At 70.9% G+C, this 16,540-nt stretch carries 17 protein-coding genes; 11 read left to right on the forward strand and 6 right to left on the reverse strand.

Translation table 11 applies throughout. The features are described 5' to 3' along the window. Positions 1-81 precede the first annotated feature (81 nt). The gene (locus O9K63_RS08815; protein WP_277237125.1) at positions 82-1,008 is read right to left on the reverse strand and encodes a Ppx/GppA phosphatase family protein; all 927 of its coding nucleotides are present in this window, start codon (positions 1,006-1,008) and stop codon (positions 82-84) included. Between the two features lie 65 nt (positions 1,009-1,073). Here O9K63_RS08815 and O9K63_RS08820 point away from each other — a divergent pair, with 65 nt between their 5' ends. From O9K63_RS08820 to O9K63_RS08840, 5 genes are all read left to right on the forward strand, one after another. Next, positions 1,074-1,913, forward strand: coding sequence for a hypothetical protein (locus tag O9K63_RS08820; protein WP_277237127.1), 840 nt, complete (start codon positions 1,074-1,076; stop codon positions 1,911-1,913). After that, complete coding sequence (locus O9K63_RS08825; RefSeq protein ID WP_277237129.1) at positions 1,913-3,331, forward strand: FAD-binding oxidoreductase; 1,419 nt, start codon at positions 1,913-1,915, stop codon at positions 3,329-3,331. The genes O9K63_RS08820 and O9K63_RS08825 overlap by 1 nt, the downstream gene beginning before the upstream one ends. Positions 3,332-3,387: 56 nt before the next feature. Next, positions 3,388-4,773, forward strand: a complete 1,386-nt coding sequence (gene radA / locus O9K63_RS08830) for a DNA repair protein RadA (protein ID WP_277237130.1) — start codon at positions 3,388-3,390, stop codon at positions 4,771-4,773. Positions 4,774-4,790: 17 nt separating this feature from the next. After that, positions 4,791-5,867, forward strand: coding sequence for a DNA integrity scanning diadenylate cyclase DisA (disA, locus tag O9K63_RS08835; RefSeq protein ID WP_277237132.1), 1,077 nt, complete (start codon positions 4,791-4,793; stop codon positions 5,865-5,867). An 89-nt stretch (positions 5,868-5,956) separates the two neighbouring features. Beyond that, entirely contained in the window at positions 5,957-6,844 is an 888-nt protein-coding gene (locus O9K63_RS08840; protein ID WP_277237134.1) for an A/G-specific adenine glycosylase, read from the forward strand. Positions 6,845-6,916: 72 nt separating this feature from the next. Here O9K63_RS08840 and O9K63_RS08845 read toward each other — a convergent pair whose 3' ends face one another. Next, a complete protein-coding gene (locus O9K63_RS08845; protein WP_277237135.1) occupies positions 6,917-7,414 on the reverse strand; it encodes an amino-acid N-acetyltransferase in 498 nt (165 codons plus the stop codon). Positions 7,415-7,564: 150 nt separating this feature from the next. Here O9K63_RS08845 and O9K63_RS08850 point away from each other — a divergent pair, with 150 nt between their 5' ends. From O9K63_RS08850 to O9K63_RS08860, 3 genes are read left to right on the forward strand one after another with little or no spacing between them, the layout of a single operon-like run. Continuing rightward, positions 7,565-7,930: an ArsR/SmtB family transcription factor gene (locus O9K63_RS08850; protein ID WP_277237137.1), complete on the forward strand. Its 366-nt coding sequence runs from the start codon at positions 7,565-7,567 to the stop codon at positions 7,928-7,930. Further along, a complete protein-coding gene (locus O9K63_RS08855) occupies positions 7,927-8,436 on the forward strand; it encodes an SRPBCC family protein (protein WP_277237139.1) in 510 nt (169 codons plus the stop codon). The genes O9K63_RS08850 and O9K63_RS08855 overlap by 4 nt, the downstream gene beginning before the upstream one ends. After that, entirely contained in the window at positions 8,433-9,014 is a 582-nt protein-coding gene (locus O9K63_RS08860) for a TIGR03086 family metal-binding protein (RefSeq protein WP_277237140.1), read from the forward strand. Before O9K63_RS08855 ends, O9K63_RS08860 begins: the two co-directional genes overlap by 4 nt. A gap of 166 nt (positions 9,015-9,180) precedes the next feature. Here O9K63_RS08860 and O9K63_RS08865 read toward each other — a convergent pair whose 3' ends face one another. Further along, positions 9,181-11,706: an ATP-dependent Clp protease ATP-binding subunit gene (locus O9K63_RS08865; RefSeq protein ID WP_277237142.1), complete on the reverse strand. Its 2,526-nt coding sequence runs from the start codon at positions 11,704-11,706 to the stop codon at positions 9,181-9,183. A gap of 165 nt (positions 11,707-11,871) precedes the next feature. Further along, the gene (locus O9K63_RS08870) at positions 11,872-12,177 is read right to left on the reverse strand and encodes an antibiotic biosynthesis monooxygenase family protein (RefSeq protein ID WP_277237143.1); all 306 of its coding nucleotides are present in this window, start codon (positions 12,175-12,177) and stop codon (positions 11,872-11,874) included. Between the two features lie 57 nt (positions 12,178-12,234). Here O9K63_RS08870 and O9K63_RS08875 point away from each other — a divergent pair, with 57 nt between their 5' ends. After that, entirely contained in the window at positions 12,235-12,822 is a 588-nt protein-coding gene (locus O9K63_RS08875; protein WP_277237145.1) for a flavin reductase family protein, read from the forward strand. On the opposite strand, the gene O9K63_RS08880 is transcribed toward O9K63_RS08875, so the two are convergent. Both O9K63_RS08880 and O9K63_RS08885 read right to left on the reverse strand, forming a co-directional pair. Next, positions 12,823-13,647: an Fpg/Nei family DNA glycosylase gene (locus O9K63_RS08880; RefSeq protein WP_277237147.1), complete on the reverse strand. Its 825-nt coding sequence runs from the start codon at positions 13,645-13,647 to the stop codon at positions 12,823-12,825. 12 nt (positions 13,648-13,659) lie between these two features. After that, positions 13,660-14,667, reverse strand: a complete 1,008-nt coding sequence (locus O9K63_RS08885; protein ID WP_277237149.1) for a Ku protein — start codon at positions 14,665-14,667, stop codon at positions 13,660-13,662. A gap of 63 nt (positions 14,668-14,730) precedes the next feature. On the opposite strand from O9K63_RS08885, the gene ligD (O9K63_RS08890) reads away from it, so the two are divergent. After that, on the forward strand, positions 14,731-15,663 hold the full coding sequence (ligD, locus tag O9K63_RS08890) for a non-homologous end-joining DNA ligase (RefSeq protein ID WP_277237151.1): 933 nt from the start codon (positions 14,731-14,733) through the stop codon (positions 15,661-15,663). Next, on the forward strand, positions 15,656-16,540 hold the full coding sequence (gene ligD, locus O9K63_RS08895) for a non-homologous end-joining DNA ligase (protein WP_277237154.1): 885 nt from the start codon (positions 15,656-15,658) through the stop codon (positions 16,538-16,540). Before ligD (O9K63_RS08890) ends, ligD (O9K63_RS08895) begins: the two co-directional genes overlap by 8 nt.

The following is a 16,540-nucleotide window of genomic DNA, read 5'->3' on the forward strand; positions in this document are numbered from 1 at the left end:
GTCTTCGGCCGAACGTCGTCGTCATGGTCCGGGCGGCGGCCTGAGCCGGGCCACCATCCCCTTCCTCTGCGGGCTGTCGGGTCAGCTCATGTGGTCGAGGTAGCGCAGCAGCACGCCCTCGCGCATCGCCCAGGGGCAGATGGTCAGCTCCGTGACACCGAGCAGGTCCATCGCTGCCTCGGCGACGATCCCGCCAGCGAGGATCTGCTGCGCGCGGGCGGCACTGACCCCGGCGAGGGTGGCGCGCTCGGCGGCGGTCATCGGTGCCACCTTCGCGATCGTCTCGCGCACGTCGTCCACGTGCAGCGTGCGCAGGACGTAGGGACCCTCACCGCTCGGGGCGGCCCCGGCGATCCGGGCCAACGAGCGCATCGTCTTGCTCGTGCCGACGACGCTGTCCGGGGAGGCCGCCTTGGCGTAGGGACGAATCTCCTTGGCCAGGATCGCGCGGACCTTCCGCCGGGCAGCCGTGATGTCCTCGGGGGTCGGGGGGTCCCCCGGCAGGTGGTCCCGGGTGACGCGTCCTGCCCCGAGGAGGAGGGACTTGGCGACGTCGGGCTCCTCGTCGTCGCCGAGGGTGAGCTCGAGGGAGCCGCCACCGATGTCGATGACGAGCAGCCTCCCGGCGGACCACCCCACCCAGCGCCGGGCGGCGAGGAAGGTCAGCCGGGCCTCGTCGACGCCCTCGAGGACCTCGAGGTCCACGCCGGTCTCATCCCGCACGCGGTCGAGGACGGCCTCCCCGTTGGGGGCCTCGCGGATGGCGCTGGTGGCGAAGGCGAGGATCTCCTCCACGCCCTGGTCCTCGGCGATCTCGAGGCACTCGTGGACGAACCGGGAGAGGTCGGCCGCCCCGGACTCGTCGATGGCCCCCTCGGCGTCGACGTGCTCGGCGAGCCGCAGCACCATCTTGTGCTTGGTGGCCGGGATCGGCGCGGCACCATGATGGGCGTCCACCACGAGGAGGTGGACGGTGTTCGAGCCGATGTCGATGACGCCAAGACGCACGGGGCCACAGTAGACCCCGAAGGAGATCGAGCGGTCGCGCGACTGCGCTCCATTAGGGTGTCGCCGTGGAGCAGGACAACGAGCAGCACCCCGGCGAGACCGACCTGGCAACGGCACGCACCTGGGTCGAGTTCGACGACCCGGCCGAGGAGGGGCAGCGCTTCCGCTGCGACCTGACGTGGCTGACGTCGTCGTGGACGTGCATCTTCGGCAACGGCTGCCACGGCATCAACTCCGACGAGCCGGACTTCGGGTGCTGCGTGCTCGGGGCGCACTTCACCGACAAGGACGACGTCAAGCGGGTCAAGGCGATCGCCGACGAGCTCGGTGAGGACGAGTGGCAGCTGCACCCGGGCACCACCCGCCGGTCGGCGTGGACGGAGAAGGAGGACGGCGAGCTGAAGACGAAGGTCGTCGACGGGGCCTGCATCTTCTTCAACCGTCCCGGCTTCCCCGCAGGGGCGGGCTGCGCACTGCACCAGCACGCGATCCTCCACGGTGTCGAGCCGCACACGACCAAGCCGGACGTGTGCTGGCAGCTGCCGATCCGCCGCACCTACCGCGACGTCGAGCTGCCCGACGGGACCACCTACCTCGAGGTGAGCATCGGCGAGTACGACCGCCGCGGCTGGGGCCCGGGCGGTCACGAGCTGGACTGGTACTGCTCGGGCAGCCCCGACGCGCACACCGCCCCCGACCCGGTCTACGTCAGCGAGCGTCCGGGGCTGATCGAGCTCATGGGCGAGCAGGGGTACGCGGAGCTCGCCGAGCGCTGCGAGGCCCACCTCGCCCTCGTGGCTGCGGCGACCGGGACGAAGGGGGCAGCGGGCCCCCCTTCGCCCGGGGGCCGGGACCTGCTGCCGCTGCTCGTCCACCCCGCGACCCTGGCCGCCCGGGAGGGGTGATGGACCCGGCTGCCCTGCTCGACCTCGTCCGGGGTGAGCTCGCCCCGGAGACGGGCGACGGGGTGGTCACCACCGAGGCCGACGTGGTCGCCGCGCACTCCCGGGACGAAGCGCTCTTCTGCCCGCACGACGGTGCCGTGGCCCTGGTGTGGGCCCGGACGGTGGCGGACGTGCAGGCGACGATGCGCTTCGCCTCCCGGCACGGCATCCCCGTCGTCCCCCAGGGGGCCCGCACCGGCCTGTCCGGTGGCGCCAACGCCGTGCCCGGCTGCCTGCTGCTGTCCGTGGCGTCGATGACGCGGATCCTCGACCTCGACCTCGGTGAGCGCACCGTCACGGTCGAGCCGGGGATCATCAACCAGGACCTCAAGGACGCCGTCGCCCGGCACGGCCTGTCGTACCCGCCCGATCCGGGCTCGGTGGCGATCTCCTCCGTCGGCGGCAACGTCGCGACCAACGCCGGCGGCCTGTGCTGCGTGAAGTACGGCGTGACCGGCGACTACGTGCGGGCGCTGGAGGTCGTGCTCGCCGACGGCACCCTGACCACGATCGGGGCGAGGACGGCGAAGGGGGTGGCCGGGCTCGACCTGCGCGGCCTCTTCGTCGGGTCCGAGGGGACGCTCGGCGTCATCGTCGGGATCACGCTGCGCCTCGTGCCGCTCATGCCGCCGCCGCTCACGGCGGTCGCGACCTTCGCCGACGAGCGGGCCGGCGCCGCGACCGTGTCGGCCTTCATGGCCTCCGGGGCGCAGCCGTCGATGCTCGAGTCGCTGGACCGCACCAGCCTGGACATGCTCAACGCCTACGGCGACTTCGGCCTGGACGCGCACGCCGGCGCGATGCTCCTCATGCAGTCCGACGGCGGGGGCAACCGGGAGAGCGCCCTGGCGGAGGTCGAGGCCTTCACCGGGCAGGCCCGCTCGCACGGCGCGCTCGACGTCGCCTTCTCCGACGACGCCGCCGACAACGAGGCCCTCGTGGCCGCCCGCCGCCTGGCGCAGACGGCCTACGAGCACCACGCCCGCTCCCACGGGGGCGGGCAGCTCCTCGACGACGTGTGCGTCCCGCGGGAGCAGCTGCCGACCTTCTACGAGCGCCTCGACGGCATCCGCGCCGCGACCGGCCTGACGATCGCGACCGTCGCCCACGCCGGCGACGGCAACCTGCACCCGTCGATCTTCTTCTCCACCGCCGACCCGGACGAGGTGGACCGGGCGCACCGGGCCTTCGACGACATCATGCGGCTCGGGCTGGACCTCGGCGGCACGATCACCGGCGAGCACGGCGTCGGCCGGCTCAAGCGGGGGTGGCTCGCCCGGGAGCTCGACGAGGGCAACCGTGGCATCCACCGTGCCGTCAAGGCCGCGCTGGACCCCCGCGGGATCCTCAACCCGGGCGCGGTGTTCGCCGACCTGTGATTGCCCGGGCCGGACGCGGTCGGCCGTTGTCGCCCCCGCCGCGTAGGTTCTGAGGCATGGCGAGCAAGAAGGCACCCGTCCACCGGTGCAGCGAGTGCGGTTGGACGAGCGTGAAATGGGTCGGCCGCTGCGGCGAGTGCCAGGCCTGGGGCACGGTCGAGGAGGTCGGCGGTGCGACCACCCGGACCTTCGCCGCCGCGCGCGTGGAGCGGCCGGCCGTGCCGATCCGTGAGGTCGACGGCGACCACGCCGCCCACCGCAGCTCCGGCGTCCCGGAGTTCGACCGCGTCCTCGGTGGTGGGCTCGTGCCGGGGTCGGTCGTGCTCGTCGCCGGCGAGCCGGGCATCGGCAAGTCGACGCTGCTGCTCGACGTCGCCGCACGCGTCGGCGAGGGCAGGCGCGTGCTCTACATCAGCGGCGAGGAGTCCGCGGCGCAGGTGCGCGGGCGGGCCGAGCGGATCGGCGCCGTCACCGACGGGCTCTACCTCGCCTCCGAGACCGACCTGGCGACGGTGCTGGCCCAGATCGACCAGGTGAGGCCGGACCTCGTCGTCATCGACTCGGTGCAGACCGTGGCCTCGGGCGAGGTCGACGGCGCCGCCGGCAACGTCGGCCAGGTCCGCGAGGTCGCCGGCTCGCTCATCCAGGCGGCCAAGACGGGCGGCTTCGCGATGCTCCTCGTCGGCCACGTGACCAAGGACGGGTCGATCGCCGGCCCGCGCGTGCTGGAGCACCTCGTCGACGTCGTCGTGCAGTTCGACGGCGACCGGCACTCCCGGCTGCGTCTGGTGCGGGCGGTGAAGAACCGCTACGGCCCCACCGACGAGGTCGGCTGCTTCGACCTGCACGACACGGGCATCGTCGGGCTGAGCGACCCCAGCGGTCTCTTCCTGTCCAGCCGGCACATCACCGTCCCGGGCACCTGTGCGACCGTCACGCTCGAGGGGCGACGGCCGCTCGTCGTCGAGATCCAGGCCCTGGTCACCCCGTCCCAGATCCCGACGCCGCGCCGGGCCAACGTCGGCCTGGACTCCGGGCGCGTGGCGATGATCATCGCCGTGCTCGACAAGCGTGCCGGAGCCCCCATCGTCGGGGCCGACACCTACGTCTCGACCGTCGGCGGGGTGAAGATCACCGAGCCGTCGAGCGACCTGGCCGTCGCCGTGGCCATCGCGAGCGCCGTCCTCGAGCAGCCGGTCGCCCACGACCTGCTCGCGCTCGGCGAGGTGGGTCTGAGCGGCGAGGTGCGCCCTGCCGTCGGGGTGGCCCGCCGTCTGACCGAGGCCGCCCGGCTCGGCTTCCGCACCGCGCTGGTGCCCAAGGGAGCCCTGGCGGACGCCTCCCCTCCCCCGGGCATGGACGTCGTCGAGGTCGTCGACGTCGCCTCCGCGATCGAGCAGGTACGAGCCCGCCCGCCCGCGAGCCGTTTGCGCTCCGTCTGACGACCTAGACTCGGCTCGTGACCGAAGCCGACGAGGACCTCTTCCGGGCGACCCTTGCCGCGGTCGCCCCCGGCACACCGCTGCGTGACGGACTCGCCCGCATCATGCGCGGCAACACCGGCGCGCTCATCGTCATGGGCTACGACCCGCGCGTGGACGCGCTGTGCACCGGCGGCTTCGACGTGAACATCGAGTTCTCCGCGACGCGACTGCGCGAGCTGGCGAAGATGGACGGCGCCATCATCATCGACTCCAACGTCTCGCGCATCCACAAGGCCGCCGTCCAGCTCGTGCCCGACCCCACGATCGAGACGACGGAGAGCGGTACCCGCCACCGCACCGCGGAGCGGGTCGCGCGGCAGACCGGCAACCCCGTGCTGTCGGTGAGCCAGTCCATGCACATCATCGCGCTCTACGTCGCCGGGCGCCGGCACGTGCTGCGCACCGCCTCCGAGCTGCTCTCCCAGGCCAACCAGGCGATGCAGACGCTCGAGCGCTACACGACCCGGCTGACCGAGGTCACCGGTGCGCTGTCGGCGCTGGAGATCGAGGACCTGGTCACCGTCCGCGACGTCGCAGTCGTGCTCCAGCGCCTGGAGATGGTCCGACGCATCCACGCCGAGATCGCCGAGTACGTCCTCGAGCTCGGGATCGACGGACGGCTGCTGAGCCTGCAGCTCGAGGAGCTGACCGCCGGTCTCGACGACAACATGCGCACGGTGATCCTCGACTACATCGAGCCCGACGGGGCGGTCCGCACCCACACCGACGTGCTGGACAACCTCGCGGTCCTCGATGCCGCCGAGCTCCTCGACCTCGGTCACGTGGCCAAGGCCCTCGGTTTCCCGATCGTCGGCGAGTCACTCGACGCGACCGTCGGTCCCCGCGGCCTGCGGATCCTGAGCAAGATCCCGCGCCTGCCCGGCGCGATCATCGAGCGGCTGGTCGAGCACTTCGGCTCCCTGCAGCCGCTCCTGGCGGCCGGCCTCGACGACCTCATGACGGTCGACGGCGTCGGTGAGCTGCGTGCCCGCATGGTCCGGGAGGGACTCTCCCGTCTCGCCGAGTCCTCGATCCTCGAGCGCTACGTCTAGATGGGGTGCTTCGTCGGCTCCGAAATCGTGGGCAGGTTCGACACCCGATCCGGGAGGTACCGCCCCCGGCTCGACGGGAGCCCGCTGCCATGACCGATGCCGCCGGACCGCGGCTCCACCATGCCGTCACCTCCTGGTACGCCGACCACGGACGCGACCTGCCCTGGCGCGAGCCCGACTGCTCCGCGTGGGGTGTCTACCTGTCCGAGGTGATGTCCCAGCAGACCCCCATCGCCCGGGTGCTCCCCGTCTGGGAGCGCTGGATGGAGCGCTGGCCCACCCCCTTCGACCTCGCCGCGGACGCCCCCGGCGAGGCGGTGCGGATGTGGGAGCGTCTCGGCTACCCGCGCCGCGCGCTGCGCCTGTGGGAGTCGGCGACGGTGATGGTCGAGCGGCACGCCGGTGAGGTCCCGAGCGAGCACGCGGACCTCCTCGCGCTCCCGGGAGTCGGCGCCTACACGGCCGCCGCGGTCGCGTCCTTCGCCTTCGGTGACCCACGGACGGTCGTCGACACCAATGTCCGACGGGTCCTCGCCCGGACCGTCACCGGACGCCAGCACGCCGCCGCGTCGCTGACGGCCGCCGAGACCCGACTCGCCGAGCGGTCGATGCCGCGCCAGCAGGACGAGGCGAACGCGTGGAATGCCGCGGTCATGGAGCTGGGGGCGCTCGTGTGCACGGCCCGCTCCCCCGGGTGCGACGGGTGTCCCGTCGCGCACCTGTGCGCCTGGCAGCTCGCCGGACGTCCCGAGCACGAGGGGCCGCCGAGGCGCGGCCAGGCGTGGCACGGCACCGACCGGCAGGTCCGCGGGCGCATCGTCCAGCTGCTGCGGGAGAGCGCGGACCCGGTCACGCGCACGGCGATCACGACCACGTGGCCCGATGACGAGTCCAAGGTCGAGCGGTGCCTCGCCGGTCTGCTCGAGGACGGACTGGCCGAGCAGGACGAGGACGGCCGCTACTCGCTGCCCTCCTGAGCCGCCGACCGCACCGGCCGGCGGTCGACCCCCTTCGCCGCACGCCCCCGGGGAGATGCGGCTTCGAAGCGGTCAGAGCTGGCGCAGCATCCGGGAGTTGCCCAGGGTGTTGGGCTTGACCCGCTCGAGGTCGAGGAACTCCGCCACGCCCTCGTCGTAGGAGTGCAGCAGCTCGACGTAGACCTCGGGGTCGACGGCCCGCCCGTCGATCTCCTCGAACCCGTGACGGATGAAGAACTCGGTCTCGAAGGTCAGGCAGAACAGTCGCCGGACACCCAGGGCGATGGCGTCCTCGGTCAGTGCCTGCAGCAGCCGGCCCCCGACGCCGCGGCCGAGGTGCGCGTCCGCGACCGCGAGCGTGCGGATCTCGGCGAGGTCCTCCCACATCACGTGCAGGGCGCCGCACCCGACGACCTCGCCGTCGATCTCGGCGACGTGGAACTCCTGCAGTCCCTCGAAGTAGGCGACGGTGTCCTTGCTGACGAGGACCCGCCGCTCGGCCAACGGGGCCACGAGGTCGCGGATGGCCCACACGTCCGTGGTGCGGGCTCGACGGATGGTGACGCTCACCCGGACAAACCTACGCCCCGCCACGGGGCGGGGCCGCAGGTGGGCGCGAAGGGGGCTCAGCGCCCGTTGTCAACCACATGGTTGACCACGGCCTTCCGTCGGCGTACCGTTGTATTCAACCTTTTGGTTGATCAATGGACGGGGGACGTCATGGCCCGGACCCAGGACCAGCTGTCCCGGGCCTTCGCCGCCCTGGCCGACCCCATCAGGCGGGACATCGTCGCCCGCCTCACCGTCGGTGACGCCACCGTCTCCGACCTCGCCGCCCACTACGACGTGAGTCTGCAGGCCGTCAGCAAGCACCTGCGGGTGCTCGAGGACGCCGGCCTGGTCACTCGCAGTCGTGAGGCGCAACGCCGCCCGGTCCACCTCGAGAGCGAGGTGCTGGCCACCCTGACCACCTGGATCGAGCGACACCACCGACGGGCCGAGGACCGCATGGTCCGGCTCGAGGAGGTGCTCGGCGAACCCCCTTCGCCCGGCACGCACACCACTGATGCAGGAGCAGACCGATGAAGACCACATCCACCCACGTCACCACCGCCACCATCGAGGCCGACCCGGAGGTCCCCGTCCTACGCATCACCCGGGACTTCCGGGCCACGCCCGAGCAGCTGTTCCGCGCGCACACGGACCCGGACCTCTACGCCCGTTGGATCGGCCCGAAGGACCTGTCCACCCGCATCGACCACTGGGAGGCACGTACCGGCGGCAGCTGGCGGTTCACCAACATCCGGGGCGAGGGGACCGACGCCGAGGAGTTCCGGTTCCACGGGTGCTTCCACGACGTCCGACCGGACCGGATCGTGCAGACCTTCACCTGGGAGGGCTACCCCGACGGGGTGTCCCTGGACACGGTGACCTTCGAGGACCTCGGGGACGGGTGGAGCCGCCTGGTGGTCAGCTCGCTCGTCGACTCCTTCGAGGCGCGCGAGCAGATGCTCGCCTCCGGGATGGACGTCGGCATCAACGAGGGCTACGCCACCCTCGACTCGATACTCGACGCCGGGGAGGTCACATGACCTCGCTGACCGAGCTGTCGGTCGTCGAGCGCTATCGCTCGGCCGCCGACACCTTCACCGACCGCGTCCGAGGGACCCCCGACTGGGACGCTCCCTCCCCCGTCGCGCAGTGGCGGGCACGGGACATCGTCGGACACCTGTCCACCTGGCTGCCGGCGCTCGTGACGTCCGGCAGCCAGGTGCAGTTCGTCCCGGTGCCGTCCGCGGAGGAGGACCCCGTCGCGGCGTGGGAGCAGACCGATGCCCAGGTGCGGGCACTGCTGGAGGACCCGGCGAGCGAGCAGGTGGTCTTCGCCCACGAGCGCATCGGCGAGCTACCACTGCCGGCGATGCTCGACCAGTACTTCACGAGCGACGTCGTCTTCCACACGTGGGACCTCGCTCGCGCGACCGGGCAGGACGACCGACTGGACGAGGAGTTCATCGCCGGCGCGCTTGAGGGAATGAGCGCCCGGGCAGCCATGATCCGCGCGTCGGGTCAGTTCGGGGACCAGCAGCCCGTCCCCGAAGGTGCGAGCACCCAGGAGCGCTTCCTCGCCTTCATCGGCCGCGATCCGCGCTGGACCCCACCCGCCTGACCGGGAAGGAGCGGTAGGGCCGGTAAACCTCGACATGGCCGGGCCACGAAGCGGTCATCCCGAGGTTTCCCGGTCACCTCAGGACTTCCCGGACAGTCTTCTCGGACCGGAGCACAACGAAGGGGGCGACCACCTCGATGGTGGCCGCCCCCTTCGTCCTGTGCGGTCAGTCGGAGGAGGACCCGCCGTCCCCCGCCTCGATGAGCGGGACGTCGAGCTCGCCGACGTTGGGCGTGCCGTGGAAGGTGAACTTCGCGGACTTGCCCTCGCCCTCGACGTCCACCGCGACGATCTCACCGGCGTGCAGCTCGCCGAAGAGGATCTTCTCGGAGAGCACGTCCTCGATCTCGCGCTGGATGGTCCGCTTGAGCGGACGGGCACCCAGCACCGGGTCGTAGCCACGCTTGGCCAGCAGCTCCTTCGCCGCAGACGTGAGCTCCATGCCCATGTCCTTGTCCTTGAGACGCTTGTCGAGCTTGGCGACCTCGAGGTCGACGATCTGGATCAGCTCGTCCTGGCTCAGCTGCGGGAAGACGATCGTGTCGTCGACGCGGTTGAGGAACTCCGGACGGAAGTGGTTCTTCAGCTCGTCGATGACCTTGCCCTTCATCCGCTCGTAGTCCGTGCGGTCGTCCGTGTTGGCGACGAAGCCCATCGACCCCTTGGAGATGTCCCGGGTGCCGAGGTTCGTCGTCATCAGGATGATGGTGTTCTTGAAGTCGACCATCCGACCCTGCGAGTCGGTCAGGCGACCGTCCTCGAGGACCTGGAGCAGCGAGTTGAAGATCTCCGGGTGGGCCTTCTCCACCTCGTCGAAGAGGACCACCGAGAAGGGCTTGCGGCGCACCTTCTCCGTCAGCTGGCCACCCTCGTCGTAGCCGACGTAGCCGGGGGGCGAGCCGAAGAGACGGCTGACCGTGTGCTTCTCGGAGTACTCCGACATGTCGAGGGTGATCAGGCTGTCCTCGTCACCGAAGAGGAACTCCGCGAGCGCCTTGGCCAGCTCGGTCTTGCCGACACCGGTGGGACCGGCGAAGATGAACGAGCCGCCGGGGCGATGCGGGTCCTTCAGACCGGCTCGGGTGCGACGGATCGCCGCCGAGAGGGCGTGGATCGCGTCGTCGTTGCCGATGACCCGCTTGTGCAGCTCGCCCTCCATGTTGAGCAGTCGGCTGGACTCCTCCTCGGAGAGCTTGAAGACGGGGATGCCGGTCGAGGCGGCGAGCACCTCGGCGATCAGCTCCTCGTCGACCTCGGCCACGATGTCCATGTCGCCGGCCTTCCACTCCTCCTCGCGCTTGGCCTTGTCCGCGAGCAGGTTCTTCTCGTCGTCACGCAGGCTGGCGGCCTTCTCGAAGTCCTGGCCGTCGATGGCCGACTCCTTCTCCAGACGCACCTGCGCGATCTTGTCGTCGAACTCCTTCAGCTCCGGCGGGGCGGTCATCCGGCGGATGCGCAGGCGCGCGCCCGCCTCGTCGATGAGGTCGATCGCCTTGTCCGGCAGGAAGCGGTCGTTGACGTAGCGGTCGGCCATCGTCACCGCGGCGACGATCGCCGGGTCGGTGATGGTCACCTTGTGGTGCGCCTCGTACCGGTCGCGCAGGCCCTTGAGCATCTCGATGGCGTGCGCCAGCGAGGGCTCGTCGACCTGGATCGGCTGGAAGCGGCGCTCGAGCGCGGAGTCCTTCTCGATGTGCTTGCGGTACTCCTCGAGCGTGGTCGCACCGATGGTCTGCAGCTCACCGCGCGCCAGCATCGGCTTGAGGATGCTCGCGGCGTCGATGGCGCCCTCGGCCGCTCCGGCACCGACGAGGGTGTGGATCTCGTCGATGAAGAGGATGATGTCGCCGCGCGTCTTGATCTCCTTGAGCACCTTCTTCAGGCGCTCCTCGAAGTCACCGCGGTAGCGGCTGCCGGCCACGAGGGAGCCGAGGTCGAGCGTGTAGAGCTGCTTGTCCTTCAGCGTCTCCGGGACGTTCTCGTCGACGATGTCCTGGGCGAGGCCCTCGACGACGGCGGACTTGCCGACGCCGGGCTCACCGATGAGGACGGGGTTGTTCTTCGTGCGGCGCGAGAGCACCTGCATGATGCGCTCGACCTCCTTGGTCCGCCCGATGACCGGGTCGAGCTGGCCGTCCCGGGCGGCCTGGGTCAGGTTGCGACCGAACTGGTCGAGCACGAGCGAGCCCGCGGGCTGGCCCTCCTGCGGGCCGGAGCCCGCGCCGACACCGGCGGCCTGGCCCTCCTTGCCGCCCTGGTAGCCGGAGATCAGCTGGATGACGGTCTGGCGCACGCGGCCGAGGTCCGCGCCGAGCTTGACTAGGACCTGGGCGGCCACCCCTTCGCCCTCACGGATGAGGCCGAGGAGGATGTGCTCGGTGCCGATGTAGTTGTGGCCGAGCTGCAGCGCCTCGCGCAGGGACAGCTCGAGGACCTTCTTCGCGCGCGGGGTGAAGGGGATGTGCCCCGACGGCGCCTGCTGGCCCGGACCGATGATGTCCTGGACCTGCTCACGGACGGCATCGAGGGAGACCCCCAGGGACTCGAGCGCCTTGCTCGCCACCCCTTCGCCCTCGTGGATGAGGCCGAGCAGGATGTGCTCGGTCCCGATGTAGTTGTGGTTGAGGAGGCGCGCCTCCTCCTGGGCCAGGACCACGACCCGGCGGGCCCGGTCGGTGAACCGTTCGAACATGGGATCTACCCCTTCATGTGTCGCTCAGGACCACGATGCTACGTGCCTACCCCGAGTGCTCGAGGTCAAGCCTTGTCATGGGTGCCAACGTCATCTTCCGCGAGGCTGTTCCACGGCGGGCGCCTGCTCGGGCGTGTTCGCTCTCAGCGCACAAATCAGGGCCGCTCAGGGCTTGGGCGAGTCGAGGACGACGTCGAAGCCCATGAGCTGGGTGCCGGTGGCGACCGGTTGCTGCTGCTGTCCCGAGTGCGCCTCGCTGGCATTGCCGTCCCGCCACGCGGCGAAGGACTCCTCGTCGGCCCACCACGTGAGGACGAAGTAGCGCTCCTCGCCCTCCGTCGGACGCAGCAGCTGGAAACCCTCGAACCCCGGTTCCTGGTCGACGGCCCCCTTGCGGGCGGCGAAGCGACGCTCGAACTCCTCACGCGCCTGCTCGGGCACGGTGATGGCGTTGATCTTGACGATGCTCATGGACCGACCGTATCGCCGCTCGCGCCCTGCCGATCCCGAGGCCCATACGCTGGTCCCATGCGCACGGTCTTCGACACCAGCGACCCGGCCACGAATCCTTACGACCTGCTCACGTCGATCGTCGTGCCTCGTCCCATCGCCTGGATCACGAGCGTTGCCTCCGACGGGACCGGCAACCTCGCTCCGCACTCCTTCTTCAACGTCGCCTGCGCGCGCCCACCGATCGTCAGCTTCGCATCGGTTGGACGCAAGGACACGCTGCGCAACGTCCTGGCGACGCAGCACTTCGTCATCAACCTCGTGAGCGAGGAGCTGTCGCACCTCGCCAACGCGAGCAGCGCCCCCTTCGAGCCGGACGTGGATGAGGCGAGCGCGCTGGGCATCGACCTCGAACCCAGCGCGCTCGTCACCGTCCCGCGCGTCGCGGCCTCCCCTGTCTCCATCGAGTGCCGGCTGCACTCGAGCATCAAACTGGGCAACTCGCACTTGGTGCTCGGCGACATCCTCGCAATCACCGTCGCCGACGAGGCGCTCGTCGACGGACACCCCAGCATGGAGGCTCTGCGCCCGATGTCCCGGCTCGGGCGTGACGAGTGGGGGCGCCCGCCGGAGGTCATGCACCTCACCCGGCCGGAACGGCCCTGATCAGCTGCGCCGCTGGCAGTTCCCGCACCAGTAGAGGGTGCGGCCGGCGACGTCCTTCGCCCTGATGACCGAGCCGCACCGACCGCAGTCCTCCCCGGTCCGCCTGTAGACCGCGCTCGTGCGCTCGTCGAGGTGCACGTCCTCCCCCTTCGCCAGGGCGGCCTCGATCTCGTCCACCTCGGCCACGTCGGTGACGATCCGCCCCGTCGCCACGCCGAGCGGCAGGAGCCGGCGCAGGTCCGCCCAGATCAGCTCCCACGACGCCCGCTTGAGCCGCTCCCCCGGGGTCATCGGGTTGATCCGGTGCCGGTGGAGCACCTCGCAGCGGTAGACGTTGCCGACACCGGCCAGCACGTCCTGCTCCATCAGCAGGGCCGCGATCGACTTGCGCGAGCGGTGGATCCGCTCCCACGCAGGCCCACCGTCGGTGTCGCGCAAGGGATCCGGACCGAGCTTGGCGTGGACCGCCGCCTCCTCCTCGGGCGTGATGACGACGCACTTGATGGGACCACGCAGGTCGGCGGCGTGCTCCTCGGTCGCGATGCGGCAGCGCACCTGACCGGTGACCGGACGTTCGCCCACGTACGCGGTCGAGTCGATGACGAAGGTGCCGATCAGCCCCAGGTGCACGTGCAGCACCCGCTCACCGGCGAACTCGACGAAGAGGTGCTTACCGTGGGCCCGTGCCTCGACCACCTCGTGGCCGTCGAGGAGCGCCGCGCCGGCGGCGAAGCGCCCCTGCGGGGACGACACGGACACGACCCGGCCGGCGAAGGCGGCGTGCAGGTCGCGGGCGATCCGGTGGAGGGTGTGGCCTTCAGGCATGGCGAAGGGTGGTCAGCTCGCCTTCTTCTTGGGGTCGGACTTCTTCGCCGGCGTCTTCTTGGCGGTGGACTTCTTCGCCGTGGACTTCTTGGCGGTGCTCTTCTTCGCCGGCGCCTTCTTGGCGGTGGACTTCTTCGCCGTGGACTTCTTGGCAGCGCTCTTCTTCGCCGGCGCCTTCGAGCTCGACTTCTCGGCGGTCGACGAGTCCTCCCGGCCCTCCTGCGAGGAGCCGGCGCTCTCCCCGCGGGACTTCTTGGCCTTCTCGACCGACTGGGCCAGCGCGGCCAGGAGGTCGACGACCTCGCCGCCCTCCTCCTCCTCGGTCTCCGGGGCGCGGACCTCTCCCCCCTCGATCTTGGAGCGGACGAGGTCCTGGACGGCGATGGCGTAGTCGTCCTCGAACTCGTCGGCGTCGTAGTCGCCGGCGAGCTCGTCGATGAGCAACCGGGCCATGGCCATCTCCTTCTCGGAGGCCTCACCCGCCTCGTCGACGGCAGCGAAGTCGGCGCTGCGGATCTCGTCGGGCCACATCATCGTCTGCATGACGATGACGCCCTCGCGCACGCGCAGCACCGCCATCGTCATCCGGGTGCGGATGGCGACGGTGACGATGGCCATCCGCCCCTGCGCCTCGAGCGCCTCGCGCAGGAGGACGTAGGGCTTGGTGGCCGACTTGTCGGGCTCGAGGTAGTAGCTCTTGTCGAGGAGCATCGGGTCGATCTGGTCCTCGGGGACGAACTTCTCGACGCTGATCTCCTTGCTCGATCGCGTCGGCAGGCCTGCCATGTCCTCGTCGGTGAGGATGACCATCTCCCCGTCCTCGGTCTCGTACCCCTTGGCGATGTCGTCGTAGGCGACCTCTTCACCGTCGATGCTGCAGAAGCGCTTGTAGCGGATGCGGCCGCCGTCGGTGCGGTGGACCTGTCGGAACTGGACGTCGTGGTTCTCCGTCGCGGAGTACAGCCGGACCGGGACGTTGACGAGGCCGAAGGAGACGGCCCCCTTCCAGATGGCGCGCATGCAATCCTCCCGAGGGTGAGCGTCCACCTCAGCCTACGCGGAGACAGGGGGCAGGATGGGGTCATGCGACCGATGCTCGCCACGCTCACCGACACCGTGCCGCAGGGCGCCGAGTGGGTCCACGAGGTCAAGTGGGACGGCATGCGCGTCATCGTCGAGGCGAAGGGGGGCACCCTCACCGTGACGAGTCGCACCGGTCGGGACGTCACCGTCGCCTACCCCGAGCTCGCACCGCTGGCGGAGCTCTACGACGACATGGTCCTCGACGGCGAGCTCGTCGCCCTGGTCGACGGCCGTCCCTCCTTCGCCGGCCTCACCGAACGCATGCACGTGACCAACGCCCGGCGCGCGGCCACGCTCGCCGGCTCCCGCCCGGTGACGCTCATGGCCTTCGACCTGCTGCGGCTGCTCGGCCAGGACCTGACCGCACAGCCGTGGTCGGCGCGCCGGCAGCTGCTGGAGCAGCTCGACATCGACGGGCCGCGCTGGCAGGTCCCGCCGACCCACGACGACGGCCGGGGACTGCTCGCAGCGACCGCGGAGCAGGGCCTGGAGGGCATCGTCTCCAAGCGTCGCTCCGCCCCCTACGCCGCCGGTCGCCGCTCGCCCGACTGGCGCAAGCGCCCGCACCGCGACAGCGAGTCCGTCGTCGTCGGCGGCTGGCGGAGGGAGACCGGCGGCACCCTGCTCGGCTCCGTCCTCGTGGGGGTGCCGGGTCCCGAGGGGTGGGACTTCGTCGGGCGCGTCGGGGCCGGCCTCGCCGGCCGCGCGGGAGCCGCCGTGCTCGAGCGGCTCCGTCCCCTCGAGCGGGGGGGCTCCCCCTTCGCCTCCGAGGTCCCGCGCGAGGACGTGAAGGGGACGACGTGGGTCGAGCCGGAGGTCGTCATCGACGTCGCCAGCCTGGGCCGCGGCAGCGGACGCCTGCGGCAGCCGTCGTACCTGCGCACACGCACCGACCTGACCGCCGCGGACCTGTGGGAGACGACCGATGGCTGACTCCCGCGGAAGCGTCACCCGGGTCGAGGTGGCCGGGCGCACGTTGCGCGTGTCCTCGCTGGAGAAGGTCATGTACCCCGCCACGGAGACGACGAAGGGGGAGATCCTCGCCTACTACGCCCGGGCCGGCGAGACGATCCTCGCGCACCTCGCCCGGCGTCCCGTGACGCGGGTGCGGTGGCCGCACGGGACCGGCGGCGAGAGCTTCTTCGAGAAGAACCTGCCCTCCGGGGCGCCGAGCTGGCTGCCGCGGGTGCAGGTGGACGACGTGACCTTCCCGCTCGTGGAGGACCTCGCCCAGCTGACCTACCTGGTCAACCTCAACAGCATCGAGCTGCACGTCCCGCAGTGGCGGGTGGACGAGGACGGCGCACGGCTCAACCCCGACCGGCTGGTCATCGACCTCGACCCGGGCAAGCCGGCCGGGTTGCACGAGTGCGCCCGGGTCGCCCTGCTGCTGCGCGAACGCCTGGGGCGCCTGGGGCTCGACCTGTACCCGGTCACCTCCGGCAGCAAGGGGATGCAGCTCTACGCCCCGCTCGGCGGTGACCTCACGAGCAACCAGGTGCGCGACCTCGCCCAGCAGCTGGCGCAGGAGATGACCAAGAACCACCCCGACCTGGTGCTGTGGAAGATGACCAAGTCGCTGCGCCCGGGGAAGGTCTTCCTCGACTGGAGCCAGAACGTCGCGGCCAAGACCACCGTCTGCCCGTACTCGATGCGCGGTCGGGACGACCCGTGGGTGGCGGCGCCGCGCACGTGGGACGAGGTCGAGGCCGGGGCGGAGGACGCGGAGGCGCTGCAGCAGCTGGGCTTCGACGAGGTCCTCGTCCGGCTCGAGGAGCACGGCGACCCGCTCGAGCCGCTGCTGCCCTGA

Source organism: Janibacter cremeus (assembly GCF_029395675.1).
In the GTDB taxonomy this organism is placed as follows: Bacteria; Actinomycetota; Actinomycetes; order Actinomycetales; family Dermatophilaceae; genus Janibacter; species Janibacter cremeus_A.

What these genes read in the sequence shown, in the direction of transcription:
- O9K63_RS08825 (WP_277237129.1), top strand. Translation starts at nt 1,913, where the DNA reads ATGGACCCGGCTGCCCTGCTCGACCTCGTCCGGGGTGAGCTCGCCCCG.
- radA (WP_277237130.1), top strand. Translation starts at nt 3,388, where the DNA reads ATGGCGAGCAAGAAGGCACCCGTCCACCGGTGCAGCGAGTGCGGTTGG.
- O9K63_RS08840 (WP_277237134.1), top strand. Translation starts at nt 5,957, where the DNA reads ATGACCGATGCCGCCGGACCGCGGCTCCACCATGCCGTCACCTCCTGG.
- O9K63_RS08850 (WP_277237137.1), top strand. Translation starts at nt 7,565, where the DNA reads ATGGCCCGGACCCAGGACCAGCTGTCCCGGGCCTTCGCCGCCCTGGCC.
- O9K63_RS08855 (WP_277237139.1), top strand. Translation starts at nt 7,927, where the DNA reads ATGAAGACCACATCCACCCACGTCACCACCGCCACCATCGAGGCCGAC.
- O9K63_RS08860 (WP_277237140.1), top strand. Translation starts at nt 8,433, where the DNA reads ATGACCTCGCTGACCGAGCTGTCGGTCGTCGAGCGCTATCGCTCGGCC.
- O9K63_RS08865 (WP_277237142.1), bottom strand. Translation starts at nt 11,706, where the DNA reads ATGTTCGAACGGTTCACCGACCGGGCCCGCCGGGTCGTGGTCCTGGCC.
- O9K63_RS08870 (WP_277237143.1), bottom strand. Translation starts at nt 12,177, where the DNA reads ATGAGCATCGTCAAGATCAACGCCATCACCGTGCCCGAGCAGGCGCGT.
- O9K63_RS08875 (WP_277237145.1), top strand. Translation starts at nt 12,235, where the DNA reads ATGCGCACGGTCTTCGACACCAGCGACCCGGCCACGAATCCTTACGAC.
- O9K63_RS08880 (WP_277237147.1), bottom strand. Translation starts at nt 13,647, where the DNA reads ATGCCTGAAGGCCACACCCTCCACCGGATCGCCCGCGACCTGCACGCC.
- O9K63_RS08885 (WP_277237149.1), bottom strand. Translation starts at nt 14,667, where the DNA reads ATGCGCGCCATCTGGAAGGGGGCCGTCTCCTTCGGCCTCGTCAACGTC.
- ligD (WP_277237151.1), top strand. Translation starts at nt 14,731, where the DNA reads ATGCGACCGATGCTCGCCACGCTCACCGACACCGTGCCGCAGGGCGCC.
- ligD (WP_277237154.1), top strand. Translation starts at nt 15,656, where the DNA reads ATGGCTGACTCCCGCGGAAGCGTCACCCGGGTCGAGGTGGCCGGGCGC.